We start from the raw sequence: 25,351 nt of genomic DNA on the forward strand, positions 1-25,351 counted from the left end.
GGCGTTCATCGGCTTCCAGACATCGAAGGGGCACGGCACCAGGCATCAATCAGATGAAGGGCCTGTTCGGTATTCAGCCGGGGATCGCAGAAAGTCAGGTAGCGCTCGGGGACGTCCTTTTCGCCCGCCACGGAACCGCCCACGCATTCGGTCACCGGGACCGCGGAGACCTCCAGATGCAGGCCGCCGGGATGCAGTCCCCTCCGTTCCAGGATCGTGCGGAACAGCAGCGCCTCCTCCACGATCTCCTCCAGGTGCCGGGTCTTGTGCCCGGACGCGGTGAGCCTGGTGTTGCCGTGCATGGGGTCGCTCAGCCAGACGACCGGATGGCCCGCCCGGCGGACCGCGTCCAGCAGCGGCGGCAGGGCGCCGGCGATCCGCCCCGCGCCCATCCGGGCGATGAGCGTGAGACGACCGGGACGGCGGTCGGGGTCCAGCGCCGCGCACACCCGCAGGACCTCGTCGGGCCGCGCCCGCGGCCCGATCTTGCAGGCGACCGGGTTGGCGACGGCCGACAGCAGCCGCACGTGGGCGCCGCCGGGCTGCCGGGTCCGCTCCCCGATCCACGGCATGTGGGTGGAGCCGAGGAGGCGCAGGCCCGACACCGCTTCGGTCCGGACGAGCGGGCCCTCGTAGTCGAGGACGAGCGCCTCGTGCGCCGTCCACGGGCCGGCGCCGCCGTCCCCGCGCAGCCCGGCCAAAGCGGTGAGGACCCGCGCGCTCGCGTCGTAGGCGCGCAGCATCCGGGCGGGGTCGTGGCGCCGGGCGGCCGCGTCCTCCTCGGGTCCGTTGACCATGTGGCCGCGGAACACGGGAAGCTCCCTGTCGCCGACGCGTTCGGAGGCGTTGCTGCGCGGCTTGGCGAACTGGCCGCCCATACGGCCCATCCGCACGACCGGAAGCCCCGCCGCGCCGTCCAGCCCGTCGGCGAGCCGGGCGAGCACGGACGCCTTGGCGAGGGTGTGGTCGCGGGTGGTCTCGTCGAGGCTCTCGGCGCAGTCGCCTGCCTGGAGCAGCAGGGCCCCACCGGCGGCGACGCGGGCGAGGGACTCCCGCAGGGTCCCCAGTTCGGCCGCGGTGACCAGGGGAGGCAGGGCGGCCAGGCGCGCCCGCGCGGGTCCGAGGCCGGGGTGGTCGTGCCACGACGGCTGCTGCTCGGCGGGGAGGCCGTCCCAGGGCGCGGCGCCGGCGCCGTCCGGCTCGCTGCCGTCGAGGCCGGGCCCGCCCGTCGTCTGCTCGCGCGGGCCGCTCATCGGACCGGCTGGGGGTTCAGGGTCCATGCCAGCAGGTCCTTGAGGATCTCCTCGCCGTGCTCGGTCAGCAGGGACTCGATGTGGAACTGCACCGAGGCCAGGCCGCGGCCGCGGACGGCGTGCACCTTCCCGCTGGCCGGGTCCCGGCAGATCGAGAACGGCCCGCGGCCGTCCGGGGCGGGGATCAGGTCCACGTCGCTGACCGCGCTGTAGGTGTTGTAGAAGCCGACGCGATGGGGTTCACCGAAGAAGTCGATCCGCTCCTGCAGGCCCTGGCTGGGCGTGGCCTGCTCGCGCACCTCCAGGCCGAGCAGCGACATCACGACCTGGTGGCCCAGGCACTCGGCGAGGAACGGCGGGCCGTCCGGTTCCAGCAGCCGCGCCGACAGTTCCCGCAGCCGGGAGATGCGCGGGTCGCGCACGTCCCGGGGGTCGCCGGGGCCGGGCCCGATCACCACCAGGTCGTAGTCGGCGACGTCCACCGGGGCGTCCCACGGCAGGATCGCGACCTGCGGCCCGAGCGCCTCCAGTTGGCGGCCGAGCATGGCGGTGAAGGCGTCCTCGGCGTCCACCACCAGCGCCCGCAGCCCGGGCAGGACGGGCTCCCCGCGCTCGGGACCGAGCCAGAAGCGCGAGAGCGTGGCGTTGCGCGCGGCCAGGGCCGCCTGGACCCGCGGGTCTCCGCCGAGCGATCCCGGCGGGGCCGGGCGGGACGGCATCGGGCGCGGGGGCTTCGCGGGGCCGGCGGCCGCGCGGGAGGGGGTGCGCGCGTCCCAGGGGGTCTGCGCGCCCATGCCCAGCGCGTCCAGCAGGCCGGCCGCCTTCGTCCAGGTCTCCTTCGCCTCGCTCGCGGCGACCGACGTCCGGACGAGCGTCGCGCCCACGTCCAGCCGCAGGACGCCGCCGCGGTCGATGTCGGCGGTGCGGATCACGATCCCCGAGTCCATCGACGGGCCGCCGTCGGCCCCGCGGCCGAACAGCGCCACCACCCCGCTGTAGTAGCGCCTGCCGGTCGGCTCGTACCTGGCCACCACCCGGCAGGCGTTCTCCAGGGGGCTGCCGGTGACCGTGGGCGCGAACATCGTCTCGCGCAGGATGCGCGGCCCGCCCATGCGGGTGCGGCCCCGCACGAAGTACTCGGTATGGGCCAGCCTCGCCATCTCCTTCACGCGGGGGCCCTCCACCTGGCCGCCGCGGTCGCACACCCGCGCCATCATCTTCAGTTCCTCGTCGACCACCATGTAGAGCTCCTCGGTCTCCTTGGGGTCGCCCAGGAACTCCAGCAGCCCCTCCAGGGACGGGCCGGCCTCCGGATAGCGGTAGGTGCCGCTGATCGGGTTCATCGTCGCGACGCCGCCCTCCAGGCTGACGTGCCGCTCCGGGGTGGCGCCGACGAAGGTGCGCGCGCCGGTGTGCACGATGAACGTCCAGTAGGCGGAGGGCTCGCCGACGATCAGCCGCGCGAACAGCCCGAGGGCGTGCCGGACCGTGTAGTCCCTGATCGTGGCGGTGTAGGTGCGCTTGATGACGAAGTTGGACCCGGCGCCGCGGCCGATCTCCTCGCGGATCACGCGGTCCACGATCGCCCCGTAGGCGTCGTCGTCGATGTCGAAGCCCGCTCCGGCGAGCTCGATGTGCTCGTCCGGCAGCAGTTCCAGCGCCCGCTCCAGGGGCAGGACCGCGCGTTCCCGCACCGGCATCGCCAGCACCGGTTCGCCGTCGTCCACGCAGGCGAAGCCCCGCTCGGTGATCTGGCGGTACGGGACGAGCGCCAGCACGTCCCGTCCGCCGATGTTCACAAGTGCGTCGAGCCGTTCCAGCCGATCGGTCTCCTGAAATTCACCCAGCAGGATTTCCAGTCCGCCGCCCACATCGCGCCGATAGAGCAGGGCGAAGGGGCGGTCGGGATTCTGGAGTATTCGGCTGAGCAGTTTCTCGGCGGCGGAACGGGAATTCTTCCTCTCGCCCGGATATGCCATGGAGCCGATTATGCGTTCGGCCATGGTCGGTGGCGACGCATTGCGGACCCGGCGGGACAGCCCGTTCCGCGGCCCGTTCCGCCGCCCGTCTCGCCGGCGGGACAGTCGTCCCGCGCGGCGGGGACGGCGGGGGCGGAGAGCCCTCAGGCCTCCTCGTCGGCCGCCGCCCGGTCGAGCTGCTGGGAGATCCAGTCCCCGAGGTTGCTGCCGGTCACGTCGGCGGCCTGCCGCCACCGGCTCACCTTGCCAGGCTCCACGGTGAACTGCAGCAGGGTGTCGGGCCCCGGCTCGGGCTCGGGCTCGCCCGCCCGGCTGGCCTTGAGATGCTGGCGCAGCTTGTTGCGGGACCAGCCGAAGCGCTCGGCGCGGTCGAGCCAGCGCTCGCGCATGTCGGGCGGCAGCGCGGCCACCTCGGCGTGGTGCTGGATGCTGAGCCCCTCGTGGCGGGCGGGCGGCTCGAACTTGCGCGCCACCCAGGCGTAGTTGCGCAGGGTCTGGTAGTTGAGCCCGGTCTCGTCCAGCGCCTTCTGGTAGCGCTCGGGGTACCGGTTCTGGCCGTAGACGAGCCAGTCGCCCAGCCACCACGCCGACGCGTCGGAGATCACGAAGATCTGCCGGCCGATCCGCTGCCAGTCCTCCAGCGGCAGGCCGGTGGGCAGGTCCAGCCCCGTCCTGGAGGTGAGGGCCTGCTCATCAAGGGTGATCTTGCGCCGCATGGGGGTGCGCGTCCGGTCGATCTCGTCGGCCATGGGTGACGTCCCTACCTCATCTTCACCACGCCGCCGTCCATGATGGCCCGTTCGACCAGCGCGGCATCGTGCTCCAGCCCCAGGGGGCGGAGAATGGACAGTGCTTCTTCCAGTGCGGCGCGCGCCTGGACGCGATCGCCGCGCTCCTGGTGGCAGACGGCCAGCCACAGCAGGCTCTTGATCTCCATGTGGGGGGCCCGGTGCCGGTCGAAGATGGCGCGCGCCCGGACGAACTTCTCGATGGCCCGCCGGTAGTCCTCCAGGCCCCAGTGCGCCGCGGCCAGCATGAAGAGGAAGTGGGCCTCGCCGAGCTGGGACCCGATGCCGGTCACCAGGTCCAGCCCGTGCCGACCCGCGTCGACGGCGCCCCGGTGCCGGCCGAGGATGATGTTGGTCTGGACCAGGTTCTGCAGGGCGAACACCTCGGTGGCGGGGCGCCGGATCTCGCGGGCCAGGTCGAGCGCCTGCTCGCACAGCGCCATGCCGGTGGGCCCGGCGCCCGTGCGCACCATCACCGCGCTCAGCACCGACATGCTCAGGTACTCGGAGTTGCGGTCACCGACCCTGCGCGCCTCCTCCAGCCCGCGCATCGCCATGCGCAGCGCGGAGACGTACTGCTTGCGCCGGTGCCGCCCGTAGGCGACGCAGCTCAGCGACCGCGCCAGGTTCGCATGGTCGTTCTCCCGCTCGAAGATCGCCAGACCGCGCTCGAACAGCTGCAGCCCGGCCAGGTCCTCGCCGTGCTCGGCGCGCAGGATCCCGATGCGCACGTCGGCCTCGGCGGCCAGGGAGAGGTCGCCCGCGGCCGTCGCCGCCTCGCTGATCTGATGCCAGGTGCTCGTGATGCCGCCGGTGTCGCCCTGGAGGTACTGGAAGGCGAAGCGGTGCGCGCCGAGCTGGGCCGCCGCGCGGTAGCGGCCCGCGGCGCAGGCGTGCTCGCCGATCGCCTGCAGGTTGGCCTGCTCCACGGAGAACCACCGCGACGGGTCGGCGACGACCCGGTCGATCACGCCCGCGGGAACGGTCCGCACGGCGACCGCCGCGGCCCCGCCGGGCTCCGGCGCCGCGTAGTACGGGTCGCGGATCATCCTCTGGTCGGCGAGCACGGCCAGGTGCCGCCAGCCGTCCAGGACCCGCTCCAGGGCCGTCTCCCGGGTGAGCGAGGGGATTTCCCCGACTCGCTCGCGCGCGTACTCGGCCATCAGGCCGTCCAGGCGGTAGCGCGGCTGCCCGGTGAAGTCGACGCCCTCCGACCGCAGCACGTGCTGGTCGACGAGCCCGTCCAGCGCCGCCCGCACCAGCGGCCCGTCATGGAGCAGGCCCGCGACCCATTCGGGCAGGTCCGGCGTCCCGATCAGGCTGATCAGCTCGAACAGCCGCCGCTCCTCCTCGGCCAGCCCGGTGTAGGTGGAGGCGAGGCCCTCGCGGACCGACATCCGCTCGGCCGACAGCTGGTCCAGCTGCCGGCCCATCGCGAGCAGGTCGGCGAACGTGCTCAGCGGCCAGCGCTCGTGGGTGTGCAGCCGGGCGCCAGCGATCCTGATCGCCAGCGGCAGCCGGCCGCAGGACTCGACGATGCGCCCGGCCACCTCCGGCTCGCGGTCGACCCGTTCCGGACCGACCATGTGGCGCAGCAGCGTGACGGCCTCGCCCCGGCTCAGCACGTCCAGGTGGACGGTGCGGGCGCCCGGCAGCCAGGCCAGCCGCGACCGGCTCGTCACCAGCACCGCGCAGCCCGCCGTGCCGGGCAGGAAGGGCAGCACCTGGTCGCTCGCCGCCGCGTCGTCGATCACCACCAGCACCCGGCGCCCCGAGAGCCGGGACCGCAGCAGCCCGGCGCGGCCGGTGGTGGCGACGGGGATGGTGGAGACCGGCACGCCCAGGCCGCGCAGCAGGTCCTCGAGGGCGGCGCCCACGTCCGGCGGGGCGCTCGACCCGCCGAGCTCGACGTACAGCAGGCCGTCGGGGAACAGGGGGCGCAGCCGGTGCGCCACGTGCGCGGCCAGCGACGTCTTGCCGATGCCGGGGCGGCCGCGGATCACCGCGATCGGCACCCCGGCGCCCGACCGCGCCGAGGTGAGCGCGTCGGCCACGGCGGAGGTCTCGGCCTCCCGGCCGACGAAGTCGGTGGGCTCGGGCGGGATCTGGTCGGGCACGATCCGCGCGGTCTCGATGGTGAGCGCCTCGGAGGCCAGCAGGGGCAGGCTGTCCAGTTCGGGGGCCTCGGCCAGCACCATCCGGTGCAGGCGGCGCAGCTCGCCCCCCGGCTCCAGCCCGTAATCCTCGGTGAGGATCGAATGCGCCTGACGGTAGGCGGCCAGGGCCTCGGCGCGGCGGCCGCTGCGGCAGAGCGCGAGCATGAGCTGCGCCCAGTAGTGCTCGTGCGTGGGATCGCCGGCGACCAGTTCCCGGATCCGCGGGATGATCTGGCGGTACCGGCCGAGATTGAGCTCGGCCTCGATGAGCAGGTCCTGCGCGGCGCGGCGCTGGGCGTGGCACCGCTCGACCCGTCCGGCCAGGGCGGGGGTGGCCGGAACGTCCTCCAGCGGTGGTTCGCGCCACAGCCGCAACGCCTCTTCCAGTAGCCCCACCGCCTCCAGCGTCCTGCGGCGGCCGAGGCCCGCACGGGCCTCTCGGAGGAGCCTCTCGAACTCCTCGGTGTCGAGTTCGCCGGGGCGGACGTCGAACTGGTAGCCGCCGCTGCGGGTCCTCAGCCGGTCGTTGAGGGCGGGCACCCTCCGCAGCGACCACACGTGCGTGCGCAGCGAGCCGCCGACCGAGCGGGGCCGGTCCGCCCCCCAGAGGGCGTCGATGAGCGCCTCGCCGGGAAGCGGCTCGTTGGCGTGCAGCAGGAAGGTGGCCAGGAGTTCGCGCCTGCGCCGTTGCGGGAGCGGGATCGGTTCACCATCGTCCTGCCGGATCTCCAACGGCCCGAGAACCCGGAACTTCATGGACCCTCCACTGGACTGTGCCACGACTGGTCGATCCCTGCCCCTCTCCACCGCCGGGATGCGGGTCATTCCTGATTTCTCGCATAGGTGCGACCGGTCGTCCCCGCCTCGGGCCCGTCGGCGGCGGCGCGGCGCTCATGCCTCATCAGCAGCAGCGTCGGCACGGTCGCCGCCAGCGTCACCCCCACCACCCACCAGAAGGCGGTCCCGTACGCCGCCGCCCGCTCCGCCTGCGTGGCGGCCTCGTCGAGCCGCCACTGCAGGACGACCGCGAAGATGGCGGTGCCGACCGAGCCGCCGATCCGCTGCAGCATGTTCAGCTGCGGCGCCGCGTCGTTCACCGCGGCCGGGCTCAGCGCCCGGAACGCGGCGGTCATGGCGGGCATCGTGATGAGCCCGATGCCGACCCCGCGGACCAGCGTCACCGCGCCGATCAGCCAGTACGAGGTGGCTCCGTCGAGGAAGGCCAGGGGGGCGCTGGCCAGGCTCATCGCCACGCCGCCGGCCAGCGCGGTCGCGCCCGCGCCGAACCGGTCGGTGGCGCGGCCCGCCAGGTACATGCCGACGGCGGCGCCGACCCCCTGCGGGACCAGCAGCAGGCCCGTGGCCACCGCGCTCTCGGCCCGCGCGGACTGAAGGTAGAGCGGAAGCAGGATCATGCCGCCGAACACCGCCCCGCCCGAGCAGAAGGTGGTCAGGCTCGCGGAGCCGAACGCCCGGGACCGGTAGAGCCGCAGATCCAGCAGCGGATGCGCGGAACGCAGCGCGTGCACGACGAAGCCCGCGGTCAGCACGGCCCCGGCCAGGATCGGCAGCAGGGCCCGGGGCGATCCCAGCTCGCCGCGCGTGCCGATCTCCGCGAGCCCGTAGGTGATCCCGACCATCCCGGAGGCGGCCAGCAGCAGCCCGGCGACGTCCAGCCGGTCGCCGGGCCGCCCCTGGTCGGGCGACAGGTACCGGTGCCCGAGCAGGACGGTGACGATCCCCACCGGCACGTTGATGAAGAAGATCCAGCCCCAGCCCGGCCCGTCCACCAGCAGCCCGCCGATCGCCGGCCCGATGATCGGGGCGATGATCATCGGCACCCCGACCGCGCTCATCACCCGCGCCATGTTCGCCCGGTCGGCCCGCATCACCAGGAGCATCTGCCCGACGGAGGCGATCACCCCGCCCGCGGCGCCCTGCAGGACGCGCAGCACGATCAGCTGCTCGATGGTCTGCGCCAGCCCGCAGAGCAGCGACACCGCGGCGAACACCGCCACCGACGCCAGGTAGAGCCGCTTGACCCCCACCCGCCGGGCCGCCCAGCCCGTCATCGGCGTCACGGCGGCCAGTGCCAGCAGGTAGGACGTCACCACCCACTGAATGGTGATCAACGGAGCGTCGAAACGCGCCGACAGAGCGTGCAGGGCGACATTCACAATGGTCGAGTCCAGGAGCGACATGATCGCCCCCAGCGCGGATATAACGATCGACCAGCGCAGTTCCGGCGAAAACGGGACTCGGGCCCCGTCCCGCTCGGTCGCGCCAACAGCGTCCGCCATGCCACCAGAATCTTGTGCAGTTGATCAGCTCGTCAACCCGGTAACGACATCGCGTGCCACACGGTCGCGGGGTTTAGGACGCCCCGCTGTCGGAAAGATCCAGCCACCACGGATTTCTCCGGGCCCATTCGATTGTTTTGGCCAGTCCATCGCGGAATGAAGTGTGACATTTCCAACCGAGCACCCTGGCCGCCCTGGTGGTGTCGGGCATCCGCCGCATCAGGTCCTCGTACGCGTCGCCCAGCGCGACCCGCGTGTCGACGGGCGAGGGCGGCGCCGCGTGCCCGGTCAGCTCGGCCACCGCCCGCACCGCCTCCGCGACGGTCATCTCGTCCATGCTGCCGATGTTGAACGCCCCGCCCTCCGGCGAGGCCACCGCCGCCAGCGTCCCCTGGACGGCGTCCTCGACATAGGTGAAGCACCGCGTCTGGGACCCGCCGTCGTACACCACGGGTGCGACGCCGTTCAGGGCCCGGTGGATGGACCGGCTCAGCACGTACGCCGGCCGCTGCCGCGGCCCGTACACGTTGAAGTAGCGCACGATCGTGGCGGCCACCCCGTGCTGCCCGGCGAACGCGTACGTCATGTGCTCGGCCATCGCCTTGCTGGTGGAGTAGGTCCACCGGTCAGCGGAGGTCGGGCCCAGGACGCGGTCGCCGTCCTCGGGCCACGGCACGGCCGGGTTCTTGCCGAACACCTCGCTCGTGCTCGCCACCAGGACGGCCGCGCCGGTCCGCGCGACCAGATCCAGCACGTTGCGGGTGCCGCCGCAGTTGATGTCGATGACGTCCAGCGGCCGGGACAGGTAGCGGTCCACGCCCACCACCGAGGCCATGTGGTAGACGACGTCGACGCCCGGCCGGATCGCGTGGGCGAGCGCCTCCGGGTCCCGCATGTCCGCTTGGACGAACGCGGCGTCCTCCCTCAGCCGCCCGAGATGGCCGGGCGGCGGGACGTTGTCGACGATCGTCACGTCGTCGCCGCGTTCGACGAGGGCCTCCGCCAGGTGCGCGCCGACGAAGCCGCACCCTCCGGTGACTACCGCGCGGGCCATGCCGGCCGTCCGATCCCCCGGTACGCGTAGCCCCGGGCGCCGAGTTCGGAGATCTTCTCCGCCGACAGGTAGGCGCGGCCGTCCACCAGCAGGCACGGCGACGCGACCGGCAGCGCTCCCAGGTCCACGTCGTGGAAGCACCGATGGTAGGCCAGGACCGCCACGCAGTCGGCGTCCCGGACGGCGTCGGCCAGCTCGGGCTCCGGCCTCGCGCCGAACACCTCCTCGGCCTCGCCGGGGTCCACGAGGGGGTCGTGCAGCCGCACCTCGGCCCCCGCCTTGGCGAGGGTCTCGATGACGCCGCGCGTCGGCGTGGCCCGCAGGTCGCCGGTGTCGTTCTTGAACGCCAGCCCCAGCACGGCCACCTTCGCGGAGGCGATATCGCGGCCGAGCTCGGCGAGCCCGTCCACGACCAGCCGCGCGGTGTAGTCGGGCATGCCCGCGTTGACCTCGCGCCCCGCGGCCGCCGTGCGGATCTCCAGCCCGCGCCGCGCCGCCGACTCGCGCACCAGCAGCGGGTCCTTGGTGAGGCAGGAACCGCCGACCCCGACGCTGGGCAGCAGGATGTTGACCATGCCGCCGCCCTTGGGGATGGTGTTGGCCGCCGCGATGACCTCCAGCGAGTCCACCTCGTACAGCGAGCAGTACTTCGCCAGCTCGTTGGCCATCGCGATGTTGAGGTCGATCCACCAGTTGTCGGCGAGCTTGACGATCTCGGCGACCTCCGCCGACGCGACGGTGATCGTCTCGACCTCCAGGGCGCGCCGCCAGAAGGCGGCCGCCTCCGCGGTGCCCTCGGGGTCGAGCCCGCCCACCACGATCGGCAGGGTTCGCAGCTCGCGCATCGCGACGCCCTCGGCGAGCCGCTCCGGGGTGAACACCAGCCGGAAGTCCCGCCCCGCCCGCAGCCCGCCCGCCTCCAGCAGCGGGGCGACCAGCCCGCGGGTGGTGCCCGGCGGCACGGTGCTCTTCACCACGACGAGCTGACCGCGCCGCAGATGACCGGCCAGGGCCTCGCAGGCCCGCCGGAGCTGCCCGTCGGCCAGCGAGCCGTCGTCGGCGACGGGCGTGCCCACGGTGATCAGCACGACGTCCGCGTCCGCGGCGGCGGCCGGATCGGTCGTGGCCCGCAACCGCCCGGACGCGAACCCGCCGCGCAGGGTCTCGGCCAGCCGGTCCTCCTGGAACCGGCAGCGGCCGGAGTTCAATTCCTCGACCAGTTCCGCGTCGATGTCGACACCGACCACCCGCATTCCGCGGTCCGCCAGGGTGGCCGCGACGCACGCGCCCACATATCCCAGGCCGATGATCGCCACGGTCGTCTCGGCGGAATCCTCGGTAACGCTCATTCCACCTCCTTGAGAGCAAGAGAGAAGCATGCGCCGGGAGCGGAAATTTATCCGGCGCCAACCTCAATTCAGCTGAATCCTAAGAAATACCGGCACTCGATATAAAGGCGTAAAAAACGCGGCGGAGATTTTCGGCGCGGCGGTCGTCTCGCCGGCGAGACGCGACCGGCCGGGTCAAGGGCCCGGCGCCCGCCGGCGCGCGGCGCGACAGGCCCGTGAGCACCCCGGAGGCGGGAGACAGGGCCACCGGGGGCAGGCCCGCCGCCCTCGCTCTGACAGCGAATTCGTCAAAGCCTCGTCAAAGCCCGGACCGCCGCGCGGCATGGCCGCGCGGCTGATTCAGCCGGAGGACGAGCCGTCGGTCTCTACCGCTGTCCCCCGTCGTTCATGGGGCTGCACTCCAGAACCCGATAGCCCTGCAACATCCTGCTGTCAGGCGATCCGAGGCACGGGCCGACGACGTCCAACCGCAGCCCCGCCGCGGCCGTCAGCGCCCTGAACCCGGTCTCCGTACGGGCCTGGCCGCCGGTGTTCAGCAGCATGCTCACGTCGTTCATCACCGCGCCGAAGTCGCGCATCGGCTCGGCGCGCTCCGGCAGGACGGGCTCCACGATCAGCAGGACGGCCTCCGGCCCCATCGCCGCACGGCAAGCCCTCAGGATCCGCCCCGCCTGCTCGTCGTCCCAGTCGTAGAGGACGTTCTTCAGCAGGTAGGCGTCGCCGCCCTCCGGAACCGACCGGTAGAAGTCGCCCGTGACCAGCCGGACCCGGTCGCGGACCCCGGCCGCGGTCAGCACCGCCTCCGCTCCCCCGATCGCCACCGGGAGGTCGAACAGGACGGCGTCGAGCCCGGGATGGGCGGTGAGGACGGCCGAGAGCAGCGTGCCGTCGGCGCCGCCCACATCGACGATCGTGCCGAAGCGCGCGAAGTCGACCCGCGCCAGGAGCCGGGGGGCCAGGAGCCGGGTGTGCGCGGCCATCCCCGCGTAGAAGGTCGCGAACTCCCCCGCGTCCCACTCGAACGCGCCCTTGCCCGTGCTGAGACTCAGCGCCGGGCGGCCCGTCCGGACGCTGTGCGCGAGATTGCCCCAGGTCCTCCACGCCTCGTCGCCGCAGAACAGCCTGCCCAGCGGCAGGACCGAGCCGTCCGTCCCGGCGCGCAGCGGGGCCGCCTCCGGCGTCGCCGCGAACGAACCGTCGTCGCGTTCGCGCACCAGCCCCAGGCAGCTCAGGGCCCGCAGGAGCCGGACGGTCGCCACCGGGTCGGCGCCGGTCGCGCCGGCCAGTTCCGCTCCGGTGCGGGGACGCTCCGCCAGATGGTCGAAGACACCCAGTTCGCCCGCGGTGTGGACGATCTGGGCGGGCAGGTGGCCGAACAGCAGGTCGAGGGCCGAGGTTCGCGGTGTCGTCATCTCAGGCGCCGTCTCCAGCGGGTCCCCCAGCCGGCGGCGCCCCGCCCAGCACCACGTGAACGTTGTCGATGAGCCTGGTGATGCCCACCGTCGCGGCCACCGCGAGGACGGCCGGGCCGGTCGCCTCCGCGGTCACGGACTCGAAGGTGTGCGGCTCGACCAGTTCCAGATAGTCGGTCTTCACCGGCGGGTCCAGGGCCGCGGCGTCCTCCAGGACGCGGCGGCCCGCCTCCAGTACCGCCCGCGGCCCGCGCTCCGACTCGGCCTGACCGGCGCGCAGCGCGCGGACGAGCGACAGCGCCGAGTCGCGCTCGGCGGGCGAGAGATGGGCGTTGCGGCTCGACAGCGCGAGCCCGTCGCCGTCCCGCACCGTCGGGACCGCCTCGATGGCGACGGGCACGTCGAGGTCGGTCACCATCCGCCGGATGACGGCGAGTTGCTGGGCGTCCTTCTCACCGAACATCGCGATGTCGGGAAGCACGCTGTTGAACAGCTTGAGCACGACCAGCAGCACCCCGTTGAAGTGGCCGGGGCGCCGCTCGCCCTCCAGGACATCCGCCATGGGGCCCGGTTCCACCGTCACCCACGGCTCGTGCGGGTACATCTCGTCGCGGTCCGGGGCGAAGACGACGTCGACGCCCTCGGCGCGGCAGATCTCCAGGTCGGTGTCGAGGGTCCGGGGATACCGGTCGAAGTCCTCGCCGGGACGGAACTGCCGGGGGTTGAGGAAAATGCTCACGATGACGGCGTCGGCCCGTTCCCTGGCGTGCCGGATAAGGACACGATGCCCTTCGTGCAGCGCGCCCATCGTCGGCACGAACGCGACCACACGGCCCTCTGCGCGCAATCCTTCCCGCACTTCCCTGAGCCGCCGTCTTGATTCGACCAGGACGGGCAGGGCGTGGACCGGTGGCGCACTCACATTCATTCTCCTCCCCGGCGAATCCGGTGGTCGCGTACACGGCCGGAGTGGACCTCAGGCAACCACGCCGCCTCGGACAGGGGAAGGGAGCATGCGACGTCTCGCCGGCGGGACGGTTCACCTGCCATTACTTCCCACGTCGGGGCGGCCCCGGACGCCGGCGGGCGGGTCCCCGCGGACAGATCTGGTCCCCGAACGCTGCAGCGCGGTGTGCGCGTTCCTCAACCTCCCGAGGACGGGTCCGGCTTGCACAGTCGGCGGGCGCTCAAATCTGGGTCTTGCGCAACCCCAAATACGAGAGTTGCGTTCTACACGGCGGCGTGCGGTGCACCGGCCGTTCCCATCCCGATGTCCACCCCCGTCGAGGCCGGAGCCATGCTGAAGTGAGGGAGAGATCGTGAGCGCCCAAGAGCCCGTGTACTGGGACCCCTACGACCCGCGGTTCTGGAACGACCCTTATCCGACCTACCGCCGCCTCCGCGAGGAGGCACCGCTCTACTACAACGACGAGCACGACTTCTACGCCGTCACCCGCTTCGCCGACGTCGAACGCGGCCTGCCGGACTGGCAGACCTTCTCCTCCGCCCGCGGCGGCATCCTCGAACTCATCAAATCCGGCATCGAGATCCCGCCGGGCACGCTCATCTTCGAGGACCCGACCATCCACGACGTCCACCGCCGCCTCCTCGCCCGGGTCTTCACCCCGCGCCGGATCGCCCAGCTGGAACCCAAGGTCCGCGACTTCTGCGCCAGGACGCTGGACCCGCTGGTGGGCGAGAAGGAGTTCGACCTCGTCAAGGCGGTCGGGATCGACATGCCGATGCGGGTGATCGGCATGCTGCTGGGCATCCCCGAGGCCGACCAGGAGGCCATCCGCGACACCGGGAACGAGGCCCTGCGCACCGAGCCCGGCCGGCCGATGGACCACCAGGACGGCACGCACTTCAGCAACGAGATGTTCCGCGACTACATCGAATGGCGCGCGAACAACCCGACCGACGACCTGATGACCGAGCTGCTGACGGCCGAGTTCGAGGACGAGGACGGCACGACCCGCACCCTCACCCATGACGAGGCCCTCACCTACACGACGGTCGTCGCCGGCGCGGGCAACGAGACCACCGGACGGCTCATCGGGTGGACGGGATCACTGCTGGCCCGGCACCCCGACCAGCGCAGGGAACTGGCGGACGACCCGTCACTGATCCCCGGCGCGATCGAGGAGGTCCTGCGCTACGAACCGCCGGGCCCCTCCATCGCCCGCTACGTCACCCGCGATGTCGAGTTCCACGGCCGGACCGTGCCCGAAGGCAGCGCCATCCTCTTCATCGTCGCCGCCGCCAACCGCGACGAGAACCAGTACCCCGACCCCGACCGCTTCGACATCCACCGCAGGATGAGCCAGCAACTGACCTTCGGCCTCGGCCCGCACTACTGCCTGGGCGCGGCGCTGGCCCGTCTCGAAGGCCGCATCGCCCTGGAGGAGATCCTCAAGCGCTTCCCCCGGTGGGACGTGGACTGGGACAACGTCAAACTGGCCCAGACCACGACCGTCCGCGGCTGGGAGACCCTCCCGATCACCATCGGCTGACCCGGCGGGCGGCGGGGTACGCCTGCCCGACGTCACCGTGCCGACCCGTGGGGTGACAGCGCCGTCCGGCCACCGGTTCCGGCTACCGGGGCAGACGATCTGGCTCGGGGCGGTGGTCAGAGACCCGCTTCGCTTCGGGCCGGATCGTGGTGACGGATCGGAAGGCGAGGGTGAGGCGCAGGATCACGGTCATGGCGCCGGCGGTGGCGGCGACGCAGATGGCGGCGAACGCGTCGGGGATCCAGGTCCAGCTCTGACGCGGCCCGATCGGCACGACGATCGGCGCCGCGATGATCCACGGGAGCGCACCCGCCAGGACCCATGCTCCGGTCAGCACGGTGCGGCGAAGCCGTGAGGCAGGGGGCGCGGGGCGGCGCAGGAGCAGTGCCGAGCGCCCTGCCGCCAGAAGCATCGCCACAGCCAGAGCCGTGGTCGCGCCAACGGTCAGGTAGTAGGTGGACGCGGACGGGGCGCCGTCGGGACGACCGCCCGCCAGCAGGCGGGCGGCGCCGAAGCCGACGTGCATGATCGCACCGTCGTGGACGAGTCCGTGGAGATTCTGCTGGACGACGATGGCCAGGTTCTGCTCAGGCAGCAGGAACAGCATCGCCGAATAGCCGGGGGTCGCGCCCGTGTGCCAGACGGCGCCGTCCAGCGGCGCCCCCAGACCTCCGATTCGCCAGCCCAGCCCGGCCCCCGTCCCGGCACCGTTGTGGAGCTTGGCTTCCTGGCGCATGAGCCGTACCGATTCGGCGGAGAGGACGTTTCTTGCGTTCCGGAGTTGGAAGGAGGCGAGGGCGGCCAGATCGTCGAGGTCGCCGCCGAGGTACCCGTAGCCCGCGCCGGAGTCGTCCACCCCGTCGGCGATCGCGGCGGGGACGCCCCAGAGAAGCTGGTGTCCGGGGGCGAGGCGGCGCGCGCGAGCCGATGCGGCGTCGGCGATGGCACCCTTCATACCCGCCGGGGCGAGCACCGCTTCACGCAGGTAGTCGGCGTAGCGGCGCTTGGTGACCGCCTCGACCACGGCCGTCAGGACCAGGTAGTTGGCGCTGGTGTAGGCGTACTCGGTGCCGGGCGGTCCCAGGGGGCGCACGCCGTCCAGTGCTCGGACGCGTTCGGCCGGGCGGGGGCAGCCGGCGTCCAGGCAGTCGGTGACCTTGGCCGTGGCCGCGGCGGGCAGTCCGGCCGTCTGGTTCAGCAGGTGGCGGATCGTGACCTTGGCGGCGTGCGCGGCCCCTCCGAAACGGAACTCCGGCAGGTGGTCGGTGACCCGGTCGTCCGGGCGCAGCCGGCCGGACTGGACGAGGGTCATCACGGCGGTCGCGGTGACCGGTTTGGCGATCGAGCCCCACAGGAACGCGGTGCGGGGCGTCACGCGGTCGCCCCGGCCGTCGGTCCCCCAGGAACGCCGGTGGATGGGGCCGTCCGGGCCGACCACGGCGTAGGAGAGCCCGGGGGTGTGCGTCGCCTCCATCCGCTCCCGGATGTACGCGTCGATCGCGCCGAACCGGTCGGGCTGCGCGGACGCGGGCGGGGCGCAGACGAGCAGGACGGACAGCAGGGCCGACATGCCCGCGGCGGCGGTCCGGAGGCGGACGCGCATCGAAGTCTTCATGGCTCCCCCCATAACAATATGGCGATACGGTTTTTATCGTATGCTGGTATGGTTATCAAGTGCCGAGGACAGCCGACCACCAACAGCGGCGGCGGCAGATCGCGGTGGCCGTCTGCGGCCTGATCTCCGAGCACGGCCTCGACGCCGTCACCGTCGCCCGGACGGCCGCCGCCGCGGGGATCTCGGTCGGTCTCGTGCAGCACTACTTCCGCACCAAGGACGACATGCTCCTGCACGCCTTCTCCCACGTCAGCGCGCAGATCCGGGGCAGGATCGAGGAGCGGATCCGAGCCGGGACCGAGCACCGGCGGCCCATCTCACGGGTGCTGGCCGAGGCGATGGCCGAGCTCATTCCCCTCGACGGCGAGCGCCGCACCGAGTTCCGGGTGGCCAGGGCCTTCGCCGGCCGTGCCCTGGACGCGCCGCGGCTGGCCGAGGTCGACGTCCGGACCGCCGACGGGCTGCGCGCGGACCTCGCCCAGGCCGTCCACAACGGCAAGGAATGCGGTGAGGTCGAGGAAGACCTCGACCCGTGGCCCGCCGCCGTCCGCCTCGCCGCGGTGACGGAGGGCCTGGCGATGCAGGTCTACCGCGACCCCGCCGGTGTGAACGGAACACCCGCCGCGCGGCTGGTCGCGGACGTCATCGACGCCGAACTCGCCGCCGTCTTCACCGGCGAGTGCCACCAGTACCGCTCAGCGTGACGCCCCAACGCCGCTGACCGGGGAAGGGCGGGTTCTCACCCGGACTCCTCTTCTGTGTCCCTCAGGGCCGTGAACGCGCGTGACTTCGAGCCGAGGATGTGCCGGGAGTAGAGCCGGGCCGCCTCGTCGCCGTCACCGGAGCGGACCGCCGCCACGATCTCGCGCAACTCCGACGCGCTGGTGGGGTAGCCGGCCGAGATGGCCTTGACGCGCAGCAGCCGGACGCGTCCGCGCAGGCCCTCCGCCAGCCGCTGGATCACGGGGCTGCCCGCGCCGGTGAAGATGACCTGGATGAACTCGTCCTTGATCTGCAGCATCGTGACGGGGTCGTCGGAGTACTCCACGGTCGCCTCCGCGAACGCCTCCATGGCCGCCTCGAGCTTGATCATCTGCGACCGGGCGGCCCGCTCGGTGAACAACCTGACCAGCAGTCCCTCGACGGCGGCCCTGGCCTCGTAGAGATCGGACGCCTCTTCCACGGTCGGCGCCGCCACCACCGCGCCCCGGTTCGGCACGACCTCGACCAGCCCCTCGGACGTCAACTCGCGCAGCGCCTCCCGCACGGTGGCGCGGGAGACGTTGAGCCGCTCCATCAGCTCGCGCTCCACGAGCCGCCGGCCGGGCTTGATCTGCAGTTCCAGGATCGCTCTGCGCAGGACGTCGGTCACCTGCTCGCGCACCGGCCGGGCGTTCCCGCCGGACAACGAGAGATCGAGGAAGTCGGACCCGCGCCGGCCGTCCGTCCGCGCGGTCGTCCGCTCCGTGTCGTCCCCGGCCATGCGGCAGCCCCCTGCTCACCATATTGTCCGACACTCGAGCACTCGCGGGCCGCTGGGCGGCACCCGCCCGTCCAGGTCCCATGATAGCGGCGGACACTGCCGCCACAACGTGCCCGAAGCCGTCATAGGATTGTCGGACAAAAATATTGACGGACCCGAGAGCGAGAACCTAGTGTCTGCGGGAACGCGATTCTCGCGAGGCAGGAGGCTCCTTGACTGCCCACCACGTGATGCGTCTCGCTCCCGACTTTGGTCCGACAATCTCAGCGCCGACGGTGCCGTCGAGGCGCCGTCCGGGACCCGCTGACGAGTACTGGCGGAAGAACGACGAGAGCCATGCCTTCCCCCGGGGGCTCTACGACGCCATGGCCGGGGCGGGCCGGCTGGGCATCGCCCTTCCCACGATCGTGAAGCACGGCTCGGCGGAACCGCGCCGGGAGATCCTGCCGACCGACACGACCCGGATCTCCACCCGCGCCCGCCGGGACGGCGACGGCTGCAAGGTGTGGATCACCGAGCGCGCACTGGGCGGGCCGGTGGCCTTCCGGCGCGAGCGGAAGCGGCAGCCGAATCGGGGCGGTCACTGACAGCGGGCCCCGGCTCTCGGTGCCGACACCCCCGGTTCTCGGAAGGGAGCCTCAGCAGATGTCCCTACGTTCGATCACCGCGTCCCTCCTCTGCCTCGCGCTGGCGGCCACCGGCTGCGGCGGAAACGGCGGCGGCCGGGGCGACGGCACGATCACGCTCCGGGTGGCGGAGTCGTTCCCGCAGAAACACGTGATCGCCAGGACGCTGTCCCAGCGGTTCATGCAGAACGTGGAAAAGGCGTCCGGCGGCCGCATCGAGTTCGACTACTTTCCCGGCGAGCAGCTCGGCAAGGCGGCCGATCTGATCGACGTGGTCAAGGGCGGCGTGGCCGATATCGGCTACATGGCGCCGCAGTACGCCAGCGAGAGCATGCCGCTGGGCGGGGTCATCGGGCTGCCGGGAATCTATCCGGACGCCGCGTCCGGCGCCCCCGCCTACTACGCGCTGGTGACCGGCAGGCTCTACCAGGAGGAGATCAGGAAGGACGAGGTCTTCCCGCTGTTCAGCTTCGTGACCGGCGAGTACCAGGTGGTGACCGCCGGGAAACGGGTGACGACGCCGGCCGGGATGCACGGCCTGCGCGTCCGGACGACCAGCGGCTACATGGAGATGACCGCGAAGGAGTTCCGGGCGGTCCCGGTGTCGATGGCCGCGCCTGAGATGTACCAGGCGATGGAGCGCGGCACGATCGACTCGGCCATGATCAGCGCCGAGAGCATCCGGCCCTACGGGCTCGACGACATTCTCCGGTACATCACCACGAACCTCTCCCTCGGAGGATTCGGCGGCTTCTACGCCATCAACGACGACACCTGGAGAAAACTGCCGCCGGATCTGCGGAGAATCATGGTCGAGGAAGGCAGGAAGGTCTCCATCGACTCGGGCCGGGTCTTGACCGAGGACAAAAAGCAGGTCCTCCGGGATTTCGAGAAGAAAGGCATCACCCTCACCACGGTTGCGGCGGAGGAGAAGGCGAAGTTCGACCGGGTCTCCGGTGAGATCCAGCGGTCGTGGGCCAGGGACATGAACGGGCGCGGGCTGCCGGGCGACGACATCCTCGCGGAACTGCGCCGACTCGTGAGGGACGGCGGATGACTACCCCGGAGAACGGAGCTGAGACGGTGCGGCCGAAGAGAGGACCGCTGGAGAAGGCGGAGGACGCGCTCCGCCTCGTGGTGGGCGCGGCCCTCCTGCTGATGGTGACCGCCATAACCCTGGACGCCGCGGGCCGCTACCTGTTCGGCTCCTCGCTGCCCGGCACGATCCGGATCACCGAGTGGTTCCTGATGCCCGCCGTGGTGTTCCTCAGCTGGGGCGCCGCGCAGCGCCACCGCAAGCACGTGGCGGTGGACCTGCTGCGGCAGCGGCTGCCCGTCCGGGCGGTCGCGGTGCTCAAGCGGCTCGCCGACGCGCTCGGGCTGGTGCTGTTCGGGCTGGTGCTGTGGACGACCGCGGGGTTCGCGGTCGACTACTGGGGCCGGTGGAGCGTGGAGTCCCCGTCCCTGCCCGCCGGACCGTCCCGCGCGATCGTGGTCGTCGGCGCGGCGTTCATGGTGCTCCGGCTGGCCGTGCAGGTCGTGCGGGGCGGCGAGGCCGCCGGCGACGAGGAGTGACGGTGGAGATCCTTCTTCCTTTCCTGCTCCTGTTCGCCCTCCTGGCGATCGGCGTTCCGGTGGCGTTCTCCCTCGGCCTGTCCGGCCTGGCCGGCCTGCTGATGTCGGTCGGGCCCCAGGCGACGCTGACGGTGCTGGGCACCGCGACCTACCGGGGCGGCAGCGACTTCCTGCTGACCACGGTGCCGGCCTTCCTGCTGATGGCGGAGTTCCTGGCGGGCGGGCGCATCGCCACGAACCTGTACGAGGCGATGTTCGCCTGGTTCGGCCGGATCCGCGGCGGGCTGGCCATCGCGACGACCGTCGCGTCCGGCGGCATGGGCGCGATGACCGGTTCCAGCACCGCCACCGCCGCGACCTTCTCCGCGGTCGGCGTCCCGCACATGCGCGAGTACGGGTACCAGGACCGGCTGAGCGTCGGGTCGATCGCCGCGGCGGGGACGCTGGCGTCCATCATCCCGCCCAGCGTCGCGCTCATCGTGTACGGCATCGCCACCGAGACCCCGATCGGTGATCTGTTCGCCGCCGGGGTCGTCCCCGGCGTCATCACCGTCGCCGCGTACGCGCTGGTCATCTACCTGTGGGTGCGGTGGCGGCCCGGCATCGCGCCCGACCGCCCCGAGCCGATGCCGCTGGCGAGGAAGCTCCGGCTGCTCGTCAACGTGTGGCCCACGATCCTGCTGGTCGTGATCGTGCTCGGCGGCATCTACTCGGGCGTCGTGACCGCCACCGAGGCGGGCGCGGTGGGCGCGGTCGGCGCGCTGCTGCTCAGCGTGTCCACCGGCGGCCTGCGCATGGCCGACCTGCGCAGGTGCCTCATGCGGGCCGCGGAGACCACCACGATGATCATCTCGATCGTGGTGTTCGCGACCATCTTCGGCTACTTCCTCACCTCGACCCGGGTCGCGCCGGCCATCGTGGACGCCATCGAGTCCGCCGGCCTGCCCAAGCTGGGCGTCATGGTGCTGATCGTGCTGCTGTACCTGGTGCTGGGCACGTTCATGGACCAGATCGCGATCCTGCTGGTCACCCTGCCCATCACGTTCCCGCTGGTCACCAGCCTCGGTTACAGCGAGATCTGGTTCGGCATCCTGGTGATCAAGCTCGGTGAGATCGGGCTGATGTCGCCGCCCCTCGGGCTGAACGTCTACGTCGCCGCGGGCTCGGTCCCCAGGGTGAAACTGGGCGAGGCGTTCCGCGGCGTCGTCCCCTTCATGGTCATGGAACTGCTGCTGATCGTGCTGCTGTTCCTCGTCCCGGCGCTCGCCACCTGGCTGCCCGGACGATGAGCGCCCTCTCCCGCGAGACGGAGGAGAACCCCTTGGGCCCCCTTGACGGCATCCGAGTCCTCGACTTCACCAGCACGTTCCTCGGCCCCTACTGCACGATGATGATGGCGCAGCTCGGCGCGGACGTCATCAAGGTGGAGCCGCGGCACGGCGACGTCGTGCGCGGTGTCGGCGCCGCCCGCAACCCCGGCATGTCCGCGACGTACATGACCGTCAACGCGGGCAAGCGCGGGATCGTCCTGGACCTGAAGTCGCCGGAGGGCCGGCGGATCCTGGACCGCATGGCCGCCGGCGCCGACCTGGTGATCCACAACATGCGGCAGGAGACCGCGGTGTCGCTCGGCATCTCCCACCGGCGCCTCCGCGAGGTCAACCCGCGGATCATCGTGGTGGAGGCGTTCGGGTTCGCCCCGGACGGCCCCGACGCGGGACGGCCCGCCTACGACGACGTGATCCAGGCCGCCTGCGGCCTGGCCGATCTGGAAAGCCGGCGGCAGGGGCGTCCCCAGTACGTCACCACGATCCTCGCGGACAAGGTCTGCGCGCTCGTCGCCATGTACGCGGCGATGGCCGCCCTGTTCGAGCGCGAGCGGACCGGCGAGGGGCAGAACGTCGTCGTCCCGATGTACGAGAGCATGGTGAGCTTCCTCCTCCACGAGCAGCTCGCGGGCGAGGCGTTCGTCCCCGCGCTCGGCCCGGCCACCTACCCGCGGACGACCTCGAGGTTCCGCAGGCCGTACCGGACGAAGGACGGCCACATCGGCGTGATCCTCTACACCGACGGCCACTGGCGCTCCTTCTTCGAGTCCATCGGCCGGCCCGAGCTGGCCGGCGACCCGCGCTACCGCGACATCGGCGCCCGCACCCGCAACATCGACGAGCTGTACTCCCTCGTCGAGACGGAGCTGGCCGCCGGGACGACCGGGCACTGGATGCGCCGCTTCCGCGAGCTGGACTGCCCGGCGATCGAGGTCCGCACCGTGGACGACCTGATCGCCGACCCGTACCTCAACGAGGCCGGGGTCATCGTGGAGCAGGACCACCCCAGCGAGGGCCGGGTGCGCAACCTCGGGATGCCGGCCCGCTTCTCCCTGCACTCGCGTGCGCCGGGAAGCCTCCGGCACGCTCCCCGGCTCGGGGAGCACACCCGGGAGGTGCTCGCCGAGTTCGGCTACTCCCCCGAGCAGGTGGCCGCCTGGGCCGAACGGGGCGTCGTCGGCGCCGAGCCGCGGGCGACCGGATGAGCACCACGATCGCGACGGAGCAGGACCGCCGCGTCCTCCGCATCACCCTGAACGTCCCCGAGACGCGCAACGCCCTGTCGACCCGGATGATGGGCGAACTGTCGGAGGCCATCCGGGGGGCACCGGGCAGGGGCACGCGGGCGGTGCTCCTGACCGGTGCCGGCCCGGCGTTCTGTTCCGGAATGGACCTCCGGGAACGCAGCGGCGGGAAGGCGGCCTCGGGACGTCCCCTGATGGAACTCGTCCACGCGATCGGCCAGGTGCCCGTACCGGTGGTGGCCGGGGTGCGGGGCGCCGCGCGGGCGGGCGGCCTCGTCCTCGCCGCCGCGTGCGACATCACCGTCGCCGACGCCCGCGCGACGTTCGCGATGCCCGAGCCCCTCCTCGGCCTCGTCCCGGAGATGACGCTGGCGGTGCTGGCGTCCCGGGCACCGTCGGCGCCGCTGCGCCGCCACGTGCTCACCGGCACGGTCTTCGACGCCGCCGCGGCGCTCCAGATGGGACTGATCTCGCAGGTCAGCCCGGCCGGAACGTTCGACCAAGACATCGCGGGCATCCTCGACGACCTGAACCGCTGCTCTCCGGACGCCGTGGCCGCCACCAAGCGAAGACTCGCCACGGCCCTGCCCCCGCTGGAGAACCTCCTGGCGGCGGCCGACGCCTCCGACGCCGGCTTCACCGCACCCCACGCCCGAGAAGGCGTCGAAGCGATCCGGGAAGGAAGGACACCGCCCTGGCTGACGCCGCCGGACCAGGGGCAGGCCCCTTGATCGGGCGCTGGTCCTGGACGACCGCCGCCCGGCCCTCGCCGACCGGCCTGGCAACCACCGGGTGGCCTGGCGGACGAGTCGCTACGTGGCGCAGTGATAGTTCTCGGCGGATTTCGGGTCGCCCTGGCCGTTGTACCGGGCGGCCTTGGGGTAGGCGCAGAGGTCGCGGGTGACGCGTGTGCCGTTGTCGGTGACCGACGCCGGGAGCGTGGCGGGGGCCTGGCCCTTCTCCACCCAGTTCACGAGGGCCGTCAACGCGTCGTCGGGTACCGGTCCGCCGGCGCCCAGCAGGCCGCAGTGCCCGACGCCGGGTGCGAGGAACAGCCGGTAGAAGGAATCGGTCTCCTGAGCGCCGCCCATGGCCGTCTGCACTCGGCGGTAATAGTCCACCGTGCCCTGCGGGAAGATCAGTGGGTCCGCCTGGCCGTGCCAGGTGATGATTTTGCCGCCGGCGTTCTTGAAGGCGGTCAGGTCCGGGTCGTCAGCACCGATGATCTGGTTGTACTCGGCCCGGGACTGCCGGATCAGACTTTCGAGTCGCGCGGGCGTGATGGTGGAGGTGTCGAACGAGGGGTTCTTCTCGAGGAAGTACGTGACCCAGTCGGCGATCATGCTGATGGGCGAGCCGCTCCTGCCGAAACTCGTGCCGGCGAGAACGTCGAACGAGGCTCCCTTGGGAAGGCCGTACCACAGCGGCCTCCCGCCGTCGGCGGAGATCGGTCCCTGCCAGATGCGGCGCACGACCTCGGCGTCCTTCGCGGTGAGGGTCTTCTCGCGGAAATCGCATCCGACCTTCTTGCCGATCATGCTGCGCGGGTCGAAACCGCACGTCTCCGGCCGGTCGATGATGCCGTCGGCGACCCCGTCGTCCTTGTCGCAGGCGGCCACGGCGGCGTCGGTGAACGTTTTGAAGACGCACGAGCTCGGGAAGTGCCTCTCGTCGTTCATCACCACCTGCGGCCACATCTCGGACGGGACGAAGCGATCGAAGTTGGTCGCCGGGGCCGATGCCACGACGCCGTCGTAGTCCGTGGGATGGCGCTGCGCCTCCATCAGGCCCTGGCGGCCGCCGTTGGAGCAGCCGTTCCAGTAGGAGTAGGACGGGGGCTTGCCGTAGAAGCCCGCGACGATCTGTTTCGCGGCCACCGTCATGTCATGCACGGAGCGGTGGGCGAAGTTGGTCAGCAGCTCGGTGTTGACGGTTCCGTCGGATTTCAGCGCCCAGGGTGCCGGGGTGATGGGGTTGAAGCCGACGCCCGCGTCGGTCGCCGCCGCCGCGTACCCCTGCCGCACGGCCGCGGGCAGGGTCGGGACGGCGCCGAGTGTGAGGTAGGGGGTGACGGGTCCCAGCAGGAACCCGGCGGAGTAACCGCCGCCGCCGGTTCCCTGGAACCGCCCGTTCCATCCGCTGGAAGGCAGCCACACCACGACCTTGACGTCGTCACCGGCTCCCGGGTGCGTCAGGGTGAGCGTCACCTCGCAGTGCGCCGGCACCTTGGAGATCGCGTCAGCCGCCTTCCGAGTCGTCTCCATCGACGTGACGGCCGCGCCGGGGACGGCCGGACGGGTGGCGATCCGGCAGGCGTCACCGGTATCGGCGTGCACCGAACCGGTCATGCCGGCGGGCGAGGCGATCGCGACCGTCAGAACGATAAGGGTGAAGGGGGATTTCCTCGATCGGGGCTTCATCGTCCTCCTTGTTCTGCGCGTTTCCGCGGCTATGGGGCACGCCGCGGTAGAACGGGAGCGCCTTGAGTTCATCGGACGGTACGGCGTTCCAAGAAACGGCGCTGCGCACGTTCCGCTAAGAAGCGGGAGCCCGCTGGCGGCGGGGGCTCACGTTCTTGACAAAGGGAAGTTCGGTGGGCGCGCGACAATGCGGCGCGGTCGATACGGCGCGGTGCGATGAGCCTACGGAAGGAGGCGAAAATCGTTCCCGGACGAG

The 25,351-nt window shown here is 71.8% G+C and carries 20 protein-coding genes; 8 read left to right on the plus strand and 12 right to left on the minus strand.

Features of this window, described 5'->3' with window-relative positions; translation table 11 throughout:
- Positions 1-5: 5 nt before the first annotated feature.
- The 9 genes from ACZ466_RS51715 to panC all read right to left on the minus strand — a co-directional run bounded on the left by ACZ466_RS51715 (position 6) and on the right by panC (position 13,219).
- The gene (locus ACZ466_RS51715; protein WP_378287856.1) at positions 6-1,280 is read right to left on the minus strand and encodes a 3-deoxy-7-phosphoheptulonate synthase; all 1,275 of its coding nucleotides are present in this window, start codon (positions 1,278-1,280) and stop codon (positions 6-8) included.
- Entirely contained in the window at positions 1,250-3,232 is a 1,983-nt protein-coding gene (locus tag ACZ466_RS51720; RefSeq protein WP_378287857.1) for an anthranilate synthase family protein, read from the minus strand. Before ACZ466_RS51720 ends, ACZ466_RS51715 begins: the two co-directional genes overlap by 31 nt.
- Before the next feature lie 143 nt (positions 3,233-3,375).
- Positions 3,376-3,981, minus strand: coding sequence for an LmbU family transcriptional regulator (locus ACZ466_RS51725; protein WP_378287858.1), 606 nt, complete (start codon positions 3,979-3,981; stop codon positions 3,376-3,378).
- 11 nt (positions 3,982-3,992) lie between these two features.
- Positions 3,993-6,932 (minus strand): AfsR/SARP family transcriptional regulator, encoded by a 2,940-nt coding sequence (locus tag ACZ466_RS51730; RefSeq protein ID WP_378287859.1) that lies wholly within the window; start codon positions 6,930-6,932, stop codon positions 3,993-3,995.
- 65 nt (positions 6,933-6,997) lie between these two features.
- A complete protein-coding gene (locus tag ACZ466_RS51735; protein ID WP_378287860.1) occupies positions 6,998-8,476 on the minus strand; it encodes a DHA2 family efflux MFS transporter permease subunit in 1,479 nt (492 codons plus the stop codon).
- A gap of 73 nt (positions 8,477-8,549) precedes the next feature.
- Positions 8,550-9,530, minus strand: coding sequence for an NAD-dependent epimerase/dehydratase family protein (locus ACZ466_RS51740; protein WP_378287861.1), 981 nt, complete (start codon positions 9,528-9,530; stop codon positions 8,550-8,552).
- Positions 9,515-10,879 (minus strand): nucleotide sugar dehydrogenase, encoded by a 1,365-nt coding sequence (locus ACZ466_RS51745; RefSeq protein ID WP_378287862.1) that lies wholly within the window; start codon positions 10,877-10,879, stop codon positions 9,515-9,517. Before ACZ466_RS51745 ends, ACZ466_RS51740 begins: the two co-directional genes overlap by 16 nt.
- Before the next feature lie 365 nt (positions 10,880-11,244).
- Positions 11,245-12,291, minus strand: a complete 1,047-nt coding sequence (locus ACZ466_RS51750; RefSeq protein WP_378287863.1) for a methyltransferase — start codon at positions 12,289-12,291, stop codon at positions 11,245-11,247.
- Position 12,292: 1 nt separating this feature from the next.
- Positions 12,293-13,219 carry a pantoate--beta-alanine ligase gene (gene panC / locus ACZ466_RS51755; RefSeq protein ID WP_378287864.1) on the minus strand — a complete coding sequence of 309 codons (927 nt, stop codon included), beginning with the start codon at positions 13,217-13,219 and terminating at the stop codon, positions 12,293-12,295.
- Between the two features lie 391 nt (positions 13,220-13,610).
- On the opposite strand from panC, the gene ACZ466_RS51760 reads away from it, so the two are divergent.
- Positions 13,611-14,804 carry a cytochrome P450 gene (locus ACZ466_RS51760; protein WP_378287865.1) on the plus strand — a complete coding sequence of 398 codons (1,194 nt, stop codon included), beginning with the start codon at positions 13,611-13,613 and terminating at the stop codon, positions 14,802-14,804.
- An 82-nt stretch (positions 14,805-14,886) separates the two neighbouring features.
- On the opposite strand, the gene ACZ466_RS51765 is transcribed toward ACZ466_RS51760, so the two are convergent.
- A complete protein-coding gene (locus ACZ466_RS51765) occupies positions 14,887-16,419 on the minus strand; it encodes a serine hydrolase domain-containing protein (RefSeq protein ID WP_378287866.1) in 1,533 nt (510 codons plus the stop codon).
- A 59-nt stretch (positions 16,420-16,478) separates the two neighbouring features.
- On the opposite strand from ACZ466_RS51765, the gene ACZ466_RS51770 reads away from it, so the two are divergent.
- A complete protein-coding gene (locus ACZ466_RS51770) occupies positions 16,479-17,123 on the plus strand; it encodes a TetR/AcrR family transcriptional regulator (protein WP_378287867.1) in 645 nt (214 codons plus the stop codon).
- 35 nt (positions 17,124-17,158) lie between these two features.
- Here the strand turns inward: ACZ466_RS51770 and ACZ466_RS51775 are convergent, their stop codons facing one another.
- Positions 17,159-17,902: a GntR family transcriptional regulator gene (locus ACZ466_RS51775; protein ID WP_378287868.1), complete on the minus strand. Its 744-nt coding sequence runs from the start codon at positions 17,900-17,902 to the stop codon at positions 17,159-17,161.
- A 275-nt stretch (positions 17,903-18,177) separates the two neighbouring features.
- Between ACZ466_RS51775 and ACZ466_RS51780 the strand changes: the two genes are divergently transcribed.
- Genes ACZ466_RS51780 through ACZ466_RS51805 form a run of 6 tightly spaced genes read left to right on the plus strand, consistent with a single transcriptional unit; the run spans position 18,178 to position 23,406 of the window.
- Positions 18,178-18,489, plus strand: coding sequence for a hypothetical protein (locus ACZ466_RS51780; protein ID WP_378287869.1), 312 nt, complete (start codon positions 18,178-18,180; stop codon positions 18,487-18,489).
- Positions 18,490-18,547: 58 nt separating this feature from the next.
- Positions 18,548-19,585 (plus strand): TRAP transporter substrate-binding protein, encoded by a 1,038-nt coding sequence (locus ACZ466_RS51785; RefSeq protein ID WP_378287870.1) that lies wholly within the window; start codon positions 18,548-18,550, stop codon positions 19,583-19,585.
- A 26-nt stretch (positions 19,586-19,611) separates the two neighbouring features.
- Complete coding sequence (locus tag ACZ466_RS51790; protein ID WP_378287871.1) at positions 19,612-20,103, plus strand: TRAP transporter small permease; 492 nt, start codon at positions 19,612-19,614, stop codon at positions 20,101-20,103.
- A 2-nt stretch (positions 20,104-20,105) separates the two neighbouring features.
- Positions 20,106-21,392: a TRAP transporter large permease gene (locus ACZ466_RS51795; RefSeq protein WP_378287872.1), complete on the plus strand. Its 1,287-nt coding sequence runs from the start codon at positions 20,106-20,108 to the stop codon at positions 21,390-21,392.
- 32 nt (positions 21,393-21,424) lie between these two features.
- Positions 21,425-22,636 (plus strand): CaiB/BaiF CoA transferase family protein, encoded by a 1,212-nt coding sequence (locus tag ACZ466_RS51800; RefSeq protein WP_378287873.1) that lies wholly within the window; start codon positions 21,425-21,427, stop codon positions 22,634-22,636.
- Positions 22,633-23,406, plus strand: a complete 774-nt coding sequence (locus ACZ466_RS51805) for an enoyl-CoA hydratase/isomerase family protein (RefSeq protein ID WP_378287874.1) — start codon at positions 22,633-22,635, stop codon at positions 23,404-23,406. The genes ACZ466_RS51800 and ACZ466_RS51805 overlap by 4 nt, the downstream gene beginning before the upstream one ends.
- An 81-nt stretch (positions 23,407-23,487) precedes the next feature.
- Here ACZ466_RS51805 and ACZ466_RS51810 read toward each other — a convergent pair whose 3' ends face one another.
- Positions 23,488-25,095, minus strand: coding sequence for a tannase/feruloyl esterase family alpha/beta hydrolase (locus tag ACZ466_RS51810; RefSeq protein WP_378287875.1), 1,608 nt, complete (start codon positions 25,093-25,095; stop codon positions 23,488-23,490).
- Positions 25,096-25,351: the final 256 nt, after the last annotated feature.

The organism is Actinomadura rugatobispora (assembly GCF_055379765.1).